Annotated in this window: 6 protein-coding genes and 1 pseudogene; all 7 read left to right on the top strand. The window is 69.1% G+C overall.

The genetic code is table 11. The annotated features are described in order from the left end of the window. The coding region (locus tag ALA01S_RS33990) for a hypothetical protein (RefSeq protein ID WP_169805933.1) at nucleotides 1–2,155 on the top strand (2,155 nt) is incomplete at its 5' end. A 7-nt stretch (nucleotides 2,156–2,162) separates the two neighbouring features. Continuing rightward, nucleotides 2,163–3,536, top strand: a complete 1,374-nt coding sequence (locus ALA01S_RS14790) for an Lcl C-terminal domain-containing protein (RefSeq protein WP_084267581.1) — start codon at nucleotides 2,163–2,165, stop codon at nucleotides 3,534–3,536. 134 nt (nucleotides 3,537–3,670) lie between these two features. Next, entirely contained in the window at nucleotides 3,671–5,140 is a 1,470-nt protein-coding gene (locus ALA01S_RS14785) for a TolC family protein (RefSeq protein ID WP_169805932.1), read from the top strand. A gap of 34 nt (nucleotides 5,141–5,174) precedes the next feature. After that, nucleotides 5,175–7,310 (top strand): biotin/lipoyl-binding protein, encoded by a 2,136-nt coding sequence (locus ALA01S_RS14780; protein ID WP_066337649.1) that lies wholly within the window; start codon nucleotides 5,175–5,177, stop codon nucleotides 7,308–7,310. Between the two features lie 182 nt (nucleotides 7,311–7,492). Further along, nucleotides 7,493–8,539: pseudogene (locus ALA01S_RS35550) on the top strand (preprotein translocase subunit SecA); the annotation flags it as partial. Further along, nucleotides 8,516–9,295 carry a preprotein translocase subunit SecA gene (locus tag ALA01S_RS35545; protein ID WP_444979083.1) on the top strand — a complete coding sequence of 260 codons (780 nt, stop codon included), beginning with the start codon at nucleotides 8,516–8,518 and terminating at the stop codon, nucleotides 9,293–9,295. The pseudogene ALA01S_RS35550 and the gene ALA01S_RS35545, both read left to right, overlap by 24 nt. Nucleotides 9,296–9,393: 98 nt before the next feature. Continuing rightward, complete coding sequence (locus tag ALA01S_RS14770; protein ID WP_169805931.1) at nucleotides 9,394–10,188, top strand: efflux RND transporter periplasmic adaptor subunit; 795 nt, start codon at nucleotides 9,394–9,396, stop codon at nucleotides 10,186–10,188. The last annotated feature ends 13 nt before the right edge of the window (nucleotides 10,189–10,201 follow it).

Here is a 10,201-nt window from a genome sequence, read left to right as displayed (position 1 = left end):
CGCCGGCGTGGCCGGCACGGCGGTGAGCGCCGCCGGCAGCGGCAACGTGCTGCTGAAGACGCTGGGCAAGGACGCGGACGTCATCGTTGGGGCCGGGATCGTGAGCGGCACGGGCCATGTGACGGTGCTGGGCTCACGCTCGGTGAGCTTCACCGGCACGGGCGGGCTGCGCACGGGTGGTGCAGGAACGGTGGACCTGGAAGCGGGCAGCGGCTCCATCACCATGGTGGACCAGACCGCGGTGGCCACGGCCAGCGGTGCAATCCGCTTGCTGGCGGCGCAGAACGTGACGCTGGGCAAGCTCAGCACCGCCGGCAATGTCGGCGTGACGGCCACGGCGGGCAGCATCCTCGACGCGGGCGACAGCGCCGTGGACGTGCGCGCCCAGGGTCTGAGCCTGGTGGCGGGGCAGCGAATCGGCCAAGGCCGACCGCTGGCCACCACCGTGGCCACGCTGGCGGCCCAGGCCGGCAGCGGCGGCATCGACGTGGTCGAGACGGATGGCGTGACGGTCAGCACCGTGGCGGTCGGGTACCAGCAGGTGCAGGCCGATGGCGGCGTGCTGGCACGTTCGCTGGGCGCCCTTGCGGGCCTGAAGACCAGTGCCAATGGGGGTGTCAAGCTCACCGCCCTGGCGGGCGACATCCGGCTCGAACCCGGCACCGGCGGCGCCGATGCCGTGAGCACCAAGGGGTCCGGCGGCATCACGCTGGTGGCGCAGCAGGGCACGATCAACATCAACGCCACGCTGCGCTCCGAGCAGGGCGCACTGACCCTCCAGAGCCGTCGCAGCGTCGAGTGGGGAGCCCAGGGCCAGGTGCTCAACGGCACGCAGGCTGCGGGCAGCACCTTGACCCTGCGACCGGTGGATCCGGCGCAAGCCATCGTCATCGGCCGCTCCGCGCCCACCCAGCCGGTGCCGGATGACAACACGTGGTACGTCGACAACGCCGCGCTCACGCGCATGCGCGCCGGCTACGACCGCATCGTCATCGGCGGCGCGGAGCACACGGGCTCCGTGACGGTGGACGGACGCTCCAGCACGGTCAGCTTCCTCAACGCCGTGGAGATCCGCGCCGCCGCCGGCGCGACCGTGACGCTGCAGGGCAGCATCCAGGGCAAGTCGCTGCTCGTGAACGGCGCGGCGCCGGTGGTGCTCAGCGACGTGCAGATCGGCATGAGCGAGGCCCAGGGCATCGTGCTTGGAGGTCAGGCACGGCTGAGCGGCCAGGTCGTGTTGAGCGCGTCGTCGGTGGCTTTCCGGGGCGGCAACGGCTCCGTCCAGGCTGCGAAGCCGGGCACGACGCTGACCTTGCGGCCCACCAGCGACCAGACGGCCGTGCTCGTCGGCACGGGCAGCGGGGCACTGGTCGACGCGGCATCGCTGCAGGCGCTGGCCAGTGGCTTCGCAGGCGTGGAGATCGGCTACGCCAGCCGGCAGGCCGACTTGCGCGTCGAAGGCCTGCTCAGCATCGCCGACGCCCTCACGCTGCAGGGCCGCAAGGTCGTGATGAGCGCCACCAGCGTGTTGACCAGCACGGCCGACGTGAAGCTCAGCAGCACCGATGGCGTGAGCGTCGGCCGTATCCTGGCCGCCAACCACACCGTGACCGTGTTGGCGGACAAGAGCACGGCGCGCATCCTCTCGGCCACCGCCGCGAACACCGTCAACGTCACGGCGCAGACCGTGGTGGTCTCGGGCTTCGGCCCGGTGCAGGGCGAAGCCGGCAACCCGTTGCGGGTCAACAGCAGCCAGGTCAGCGTGCTCGCGCCCAGCGGCGTGGTGCTGCGCCAGACCCAGTCCGACGGCACCGTGCAGGTCGTGGTGCTCGATGACGGCACGGTCCACGTCCAGCTCATCAACGTCAACACGAGCGTCATCGTGTCCGGCCAGTCCGCCGCCCGGGCTGCGCCGATGGCAGCCAAGTCCGCCGCCGTGCTGGCTGCGCCGGGCTGGGGCATCGCTTCACGGCTGTCCTCGCCGACGTCGACCGACGTCACGTGGCAGGCCGCCCCGGCAGGCACCGCGGCGCTGGGCAGCGAGCTCGGCCAAGCCTTCCTGCTGGGTGGCGTGGCCACGCAGCCGGTTTCCGCCGGTGTGCTCAGCACCGGCGCCGGCCGCTTTGACTACTGGGTGGAAGACATCTCCTTCTGATTGAGTCATGAACACTGAACAACGTCCAATTTCCTGGGGCTGCACCCTGATCCCCGGTGTGCTCGTTTCATCGCTGGTGGCCGCCTGTGGCGGCGGTGGCGGGGCGAGCCCTTCGCCGGTGGGAGGTGTCATCAACGGGCTGAGTCCGGGCACCACGCTGACCCTGGGTGTCGCCGGCAGCACAGAGACTTTCAGCACGGCGTCGTACGCGGCGCTGAGCTTCAAGTTCCAGCAGCTCTTCGCAAGTGGTTCCAGCTACTCGGTGAGCGTCGAGAAGCATCCGCAGGGCCAGATGTGTGCCGTCACGGCCGGGGCGGCCGGCACGGTCGAGGGACCGGTGAGCAGCGTGAAGGTGGACTGCCACGACACGCTGCTCAACGACACCGGCATTCTTGCCGCGGCCAATGGCACGGTGCTGGCGCCCGATGGCGCCACCGGCCGCGATGCCCAGGCCGCGCGGCTGACCAAGATAGGCGCCGGGGAGCTGGGGTTCGACTTCACCCGGATCTGCAGCTCCGGCCATCCTCTGGACGCCTCCAACGCCTGCCCGGCCAGCCCCGCTTACCCCACCAACGTCTGGACCTGCACCCGCGACAACGTCACGGGCCTGATGTGGTTGAAGGACAGCCGCGGGATGGCCGACAGCGCGCCCACGGCCGGGCTGTGCGGCCACATCGGCTGGCGCCAGCCGACGGTGCATGAGCTGATGTCCATCGTTCACGCAGGCAAGAGCAGCGGTGCCGCCGTGGACCTGGCCTACTTTCCGGCCACGCCCGCGACCGTGTTCCAGTCCAGCGACGCCTACCTGGACGTAGACGGCAAGTCCTGGAGCGTGGACTTCGGCAACCAGGGCTCGGCCGGCAAGGATGTGAGCGCGCCGGGCAGCGCGCGGGTGCGCTGGGTGGCGGGCGCATCGCTGATCAACGACGCCGACCCGTCGCTGCAGCCCTACACCCGAAGCGCCGCGGGCAGCGACTTCGTCATCGTTGACACGCGGCGTGAATTAATGTGGCTTATCCCGAATCAACCAACGCTCAGCTCGTGGACGGAGGCCGTGTCCGGCGTACAGTCGGTGAATGCCAGCCTGCCGGGCGGCTACGGTGACTGGCGGCTGCCCAACCGCAACGAGATGGATTCGCTTGCGGTACGCAGCCTCACGAAGCCGGCCATGGATGCCGGCTTCTACGGCGGCGACGCCAACCGTTCCACGTTCTCGCAGATGTTCTGGACCGGTTCGCCTTATGTGTCGCAAGCCCAAGGCACCGGCCCGGCCATGGCCTGGGGCGCGGACTTCTCGTATGGCGATGTGAGTCCGATGCTTCAGTCCTTCAAGGCCCGTGTGATTTATGTCCGCAACCGCGTCTTCAACACAACACCATAGCTCTGGAGTAGATGGGCAATGAGTTTGTTACGCCGGCACCTTTGCATGCGCAACGGCGTCGACATTGCCGCAAGCTGCTGGCCGTGGCCGGCTTGTGGCTTGCGTGCGTCTGTGCAACGGCTGCCGATGCAGGCGTGGACACCGGGGTGCCCTGGGCACAGCCAGCCGGTTCGGAGCTTTCGCTCGACCTGACGCAGTTCGTGCAGTGGACGGTCCTGCGCAACGCCAGCGCCAACGCGGCGCGGCTGCAGGCCGAGGCATCGGAGAAGCTGACGCAGGCCGAGCGTGCCCTCTACGACCCGACGGCCTTCAGCCGCCTGCGCCGCGACGTCTACGACCATCCTCGCACCTACGAGGAGCGCACGCAAAGCCTCACCAACGTCGACAAGGAAAGCGCGCTGGAGCAGATCAACGCGACGGACGTGGGCGTGCGCGGCAAGCTGCCCAGCGGGGCGACCTTTGAGCTCTCCCACGACCTGCACCGGCGTGCCAGCAACCTGCTCGCCACCCGCGACGACCGGGAGTACCGCGGCACGCTCACGCTGGCCGTCAAGCAGCCGCTGCTGCGCGGCGCGGGGCGCCAGATGACGGAGGTCGCGATCCGCGTGGCGGAGAAGGAACAGCAGATCGAGCAGCAGCGCTTCGTCAAGCAGCTGCTCGACACCGTGGGCGAAGCGGCAAGCACTTACTGGCAGCTCTACCGCGCGCAGCAGATGCTGGCCATGCGCCAGCGGGCGGTGCGCTCGGCCATGGAGCTGCGCGACATCGCCCAGCGCCTGGTGGACCGCGGGTTTGCGCCCCGCGTGGATCTGCTCGAAGCCGATGTGGCCATTGGCAGCCGCGAAACGGAAGTCGCGCGCGCGCAGCAGCAACTGGTCGAGTCCAACGCCCGCGTGCGCAATCTCTTGAACATGAGCGCCGTGGAACGGCCGCAACTGCGCTTCACGCCCGTGCAGCCGTCGCGGCCGCAAGCCCCGGCCGCGACGGCCGACCTCGACCTGCCGCCGCAGCTTGCCGACACCTGGCCGGCCTACCGCATTGCGATGCTGCGCCTGGAACAGGAGCAGATCCGGCTGGATTACACCAAGGACCTGCAGCGCCCGGACCTGAGCCTGGAGCTCGGCTACAGCCGCAACAGCCTGAGCGGCGGTTTCCGCCCGGGGCTGGAAACGTCGCTGCACAACCGGCATCCGGGCTGGTATGTGGGTGCCGCGCTGGAGATGCCCGTCGGCAACGACGGCGCTCGTGAGAAGAGCGGTGCGCAGATGCTCAAGCGCGATGCGGCGCGGCTGCAAGCCGAAGCCGAGGCCACCACGCTGGGCAACGAATGGATGTCGCGCGCGGCACAGCTCAAGGCCATCTCGCAGGAACGCCAGCAACTGCAGCAGGAGGTGCAGGGCCGGGAAAAGCTCCTGGACGCCGAGCGCATGCACTACGAGCGCGGTCGGGCCCGGCTGCGCGTGCTGGTCGAAACCGGAGACCGGCTTGAAGACAGCCGGCTTCGGCTGCTGGATGCGGACGTGAGGTTGCAACTGGCCGAGCTGTCGGTGCGTGCCTTGACCGGCCGGCTGCTGGATTCCTTCGGCGTGCGGGTTCCTGAATGAAGCCCCACGCCATTTCGCCGCAAGGGCACCGGCCATGAGCCGCACGTTCAGCGAATCCTGGCATCGCGTGGCCGATGCCAGGCTGAGCCTTTTGCCCACGGTGGCCGTGCACAAGCAGCGCTTTCGCGGCCAGCACTGGTACGTGCTGCGCGACACTTACACGCAGCGCTTCTTCCGCATCACGCCGCAGGCCTACGCCTTCGTGTCGCGCCTCACGCCGCAGCGCACGGTGGAAGAGGTGTGGCAGTCATGCCTGCGCGACATGCCCACCGAGGCACCGGGCCAGGAGGAAGTGATGCAGTTGCTGTCGCAGCTGCACCAGTCCAATTTGCTGTTCCACGACACGCTGTCGGACAGCCAGGTCATCTTCGAGCGCTACAGGGGCCAGCGCCGCCGCGAGCTGCAGGGCAAGGTGCTGGGCTTCCTGTCCATCCGCATCCCGTTGTGGGACCCCAACCGGTGGCTGGACCGACAGACCGCGTTCACGCACTGGCTGGTGAGCTGGCAGATGGGCGCGCTGTTGCTGCTGGTGTGCGGCGCGGGCACTGCCGTGGCGCTGTCGGAGTCGCACCGGCTGTGGAACCAGGCCGAGGGCATGTTCGCGGCCAGCAACCTGGGATGGCTGTACCTGTGCATCGCGCTGATGAAGGTGCTGCACGAGCTGGGCCACGCGCATGTGGTCAAGCGCTTCGGCGGCGAAGTGCATGCCTTCGGCATCATGTTGCTCATGGGCGTGCCGCTGCCGTATGTGGACGCCACGGGAAGCTGGTCGTTTCGCGACCGGCGCGCGCGCGCGCTGGTGAGCGCCGCCGGCGTGATCGTGGAGCTGGTGCTGGCGGCGCTGGGCGTGATGGTCTGGGCCTGGTCCGGCCCCGGGCTGGTCAACAGCCTGGCCTTCAACGTGATGGTCATCGGCTCGATTTCGAGCCTGGTCTTCAACGGCAACCCGCTGCTGCGCTTCGATGCGTACTACGTGCTGTCGGACCTGCTCGACATTCCCAACCTTTACCAGCGCTCAGGCCAGATGTGGAGCCATCTGGCCAACCGCTGGCTGCTGGGCACGCAAGGGCTGGAGCCGCCGGCGCGGGACCGGCGCGAGTGGTGGTGGCTGGTGCTCTACGGGGCGGTGAGCTTCTGCTACCGGGTGCTGGTGTTCATCTCCATGCTGCTGGTGCTGGCGGACAACTGGCCGGCGGTGGCCGTGGTGTTTGCGCTGATCACGCTCGTGCTGGCCTTCATCCTGCCGGGGTGGCGCTGGGTCTGCCATCTGCGCAGCCCGGCGCTGATGCGCAACCGGCGCCGCGCGGTGTCGCTGGCGCTGGTGCTGGTGCCGGTAGCCGTCATCGGCGCGTTTCCCTGGGCCGATGCGTTGCGGGCGCCGGGCATGGTCGAAACGGTGGAGTACACGCGCGTGTCCGCCAACGCGCCGGGGCGGCTGGACACGATAGAGGTGTCCCACGGTGCGCCGGTGAAGGCCGGCCAGGTGCTGCTGCGCATGAGCAATCCCGAGCTGGAGCTGGAAATCGTCGAGGCCCAGGCACGTGCCAGTGAATCCGAAGTGCTGCGCAACCAGGCCCTGGAGAAGGCGCCGGCCGAGGTCGGCGCGTTGGACAAGCGGCTGGCCGTGGCCCAGGAGCGGCTGGCCCAACTGCAGGCGCGCCAGGCCGAGTTGACGGTGCGGGCACGGCACGACGGCACTTGGGCGGCCGAGACCCTGCACGAGCGGCTGCACAACTGGCTGGGCCGTGGCCATGGGCTGGGCGAGCTCAGCAACCCGGGCAGCATGCGCTTCTCGGCCGTGGTGTCGCAGGAGCAGGCCAAGGAACTGTTCGAGCGTGACCTGCGCGGCGCAGAGCTGCGGCTCAACGGCCAGGCTGAACTGGTGATTCACCCTAGCCATCTGGTGCTGGTGCCTTACCAGCGTGACAAGCTGCCGTCGCCGGCATTGGGCTGGCACGGCGGCGGCAGCGTGGCGGTCAAGCCCGACGATCCGGAGGGGCTGCAGGCGCTGGATCCCTACTACGAGCTGCAGGCCTATTTCGAGCCGGCACAGGCCCAGGTGATGCAGGGGATGACGGGCTGGCTGCGTGTGCCGCTGCCCTCGCGTCCGTTGTTCGAGCAGGCGCGCCGGGCCTTGCTCCAAATGATGCAGAAGCGCTACAGGCTGTGAGCACGACGACCTCTGCCGCACAGGCCGACTTCCGTTGGTCGCCACCGCGCAGCGACAAGCAGCCGACGGGGGCCCGCTGGCGCGACTGGCTGCGCTGGGGTGAGCAGCGGATTGGCGGCTTCCAGCGCCGTCTGCAGCGCGACGCGGCCGAGGTGCTGGCGCTGCAGCAGGCCTGGGCCGACATGGACGACGCGGCGCTCGACGCCCGGCTGGCGCAGCAGCGCAGTGCGTTCCGGCTTGACCAGTTGCGTGGCGACGCGGCCAGGCGACTGCGCATCGAAGCGCTGGCCGCCATCTCTCTCGCCGCGCAGCGCACGCTCCAGCGCCTGCCCTACCGGGTGCAGTTGCTGGCCGCGCTGGCCATGCACGAAGGCCTGCTCGTGCAGATGAACGCGGGCGAGGGCAAGACGCTGACCGTGGCGCTGGTGGGCGTGCTGCGCGGCTGGCGCGGCCTGCCTTGCCACGTGATCACGTCCAACGACTATCTGGCCAAGCGGGACGTGGAGCTGATGGATCCGCTGTACCGGCGCTGCGGCGTCAGCGCGGCCGCGGCGGTGCATGGGCTGTCGCCGCAGCAGTTGCGTGACGTTTACGCCGCGGACCTGGTGTATGCCACCAGCAAGCAACTGCTGGCGGACCACCTGTTCGACCAGATCGCCTTGGACGGCGCATCGGACGCCATGCGCCGGCGCCTGCGCGAGTTGCGGCCGCAGCAGGGTTGCGTGCGCCAGCGTGGCCTGTACTCGGCCATTGTGGACGAGGCCGACAGCGTGCTCATCGATGAGGCCAACACGCCGCTGATCATCTCGGCGCCGCAGCCCAACGAGTTGCTGATGGAGGCGGTTCTGGCTGCGCGTGACGTGGCCGAGGAGCTGGAGGCCGAGCGCGACTACCGGCTCGATGCGCAGTTGCGGGAGATCGATTTCACCTCGCAAGGGCGTGAGCGGCTGGAAGCCGCCACGCGGCGGCTGCCCGCGGTGTGGCATGCGCCGCAACGGCGTGACGACCTGATCCGCCAGGCCCTGTCGGCGCGCGACCTGTTCCTGCGTGACCGGCATTACATCGTGCAGGACGGGAAAGTGCAGATCCTGGACGAGAACACCGGGCGTGTCATGCCGGGCCGCACGTGGAGCTTCGGCTTGCACCAGGCGATAGAGGCGCGCGAGGGCGTGCAGATTTCGCAGCCGTCCAAGACGCTGGCGCGCATGAGCTTCCAGGAATTCTTTAGCCTCTACCATCATTTGGCCGGTGCCAGCGGCACGCTGCAGGGCGTGCGCTCCGAAATGTGGTGGACCTATGGACTGTTGACCTTCGTGGTGCCCACGCGGCTGCCCAGCCGCCTGCGTGTGCCGCCGCTGCGGCATTTCGCCGATGCGCAAGCCAAATGGACGGCGGTGCTCGAGTGCGTGGAGCAGTTGCACCGGCGCGGCATGCCGGTGCTGGTGGGCACGCGCCGTCTGGGCGACAGCGAAATGCTGCAGCAAAGGCTGGCCGAGCGTGGGTTGGCGTGCGAGGTGCTCAACGCCAAGCAGCACGAGCGCGAGGCCGACATCATTGCCTTGGCTGGAGAGCCGGGGCGCATCACGGTGGCGACGAACATGGCCGGTCGCGGCACCGACATCCTGCTGGGTGCGGGCGTGGCCGAGCAGGGCGGCCTGCAGGTGCTCATGGTGGAGCCGCACGAGTCCGAGCGGGTGGATTGGCAGCTTTTCGGCCGGGCAGGGCGCCAGGGTCAGCCCGGTTTCGCACAAGCCTTCGTCGGCTTGGAGGACGACCTGTTGCAGCGCCACCTGCCGTTCTGGCTGGTGCCGCTGCGCGATCTGCTGGCACGCAGCCCGCGCTGGCGTGGTGCGCTGGCGCACGTGCTGGTCCGGTGGGCGCAGCGGCGCGCGCAGCGGCAGGCCTTCCAGCAGCGGCGCTATTTGCGCTTGCGCGAGCAACAGCTTCGCAAGCAGCTCGCCTTTGCCAGTGACGGCGCCGGGTGAGCGTTGGAATTCAGGGCCGGCGGCACGGGCCGAACCGGCTTCAGGAGAGACGGGCAGTGAAAACGGTTGTTCGAGATGGTTGCAGGCGCATGGCCGCCATGGCGTTGCTCAGCGCGGCTGCGACCGGCGTGTGGGCTCAGGATGCGGATTTCGTGGGCATCGTCTACCCCTTGCGCGATCTGACGCTGAGCGTGCACGTGGGTGGCGTGGTCGACCAGGTGCTGGTGACGGTGGGCCAGCGGGTCAAGCCCGGCCAGGCGCTGTTGCGCCAGGACGCACGGCTGCAGCAGGTGGAGCAGGAGCGGCGGCGCATCATCGTCAAGGACACGTCGGAGCAGGCGGCTGTCGAGCAGCGGCGCTCCATCCTGGACGGCCTGGTCAAGGACGCCTCGGATTTGTACGAGGCTGCCGGCACCGTCAGCCGCGAAGAGGTGATGAAGCTGCGCATGGAGCTGGAGGCCACCGGCGGACGGGCCGAGCAATTGCGCGAGTCCAAGAAGCGCGAGGGTGCGGAGTTGGAGCTGGCGCGGCGCGAGCAGGCGCTGCGCGTGCTCAACGCGCCTATCGCGGGCGTGATCACCATGATCAAGGTCCATCCCGGCGAATGGGCTGCACCAGGAGACGGTGTGGTGCGCCTGGTGGACGAGAGCGTGTGCGAGTTGCGTGTGAACGTCAGCCAGGCCGCCGCGCGCAAGCTCAGCGAGGGCGCACGCTTGTCGGTGCGGCTGGACGATCCCGCGGTCAAGGAACCGCAGGCCGGCCGGGTGAGCTTCGTGTCGCCGGTGGTTGATGCGGCCAGCTCGCTGGTCGAGGTGCGGGTGCACATACCCAATCCCGAGCGGCGCATCCGCCCTGGCGTGAAGGCCAGGCTCCGGGTGGAGAGCGTGTCGTGAGCGCGGATCTCAA

The organism is Azohydromonas lata NBRC 102462, assembly GCF_001571085.1.
GTDB classification, from domain to species: domain Bacteria; phylum Pseudomonadota; class Gammaproteobacteria; order Burkholderiales; family Burkholderiaceae_C; genus Azohydromonas; species Azohydromonas lata.
Note: the sequence above shows the minus strand (reverse complement) of the source record. Positions and strands in the feature narration are given on the sequence as shown.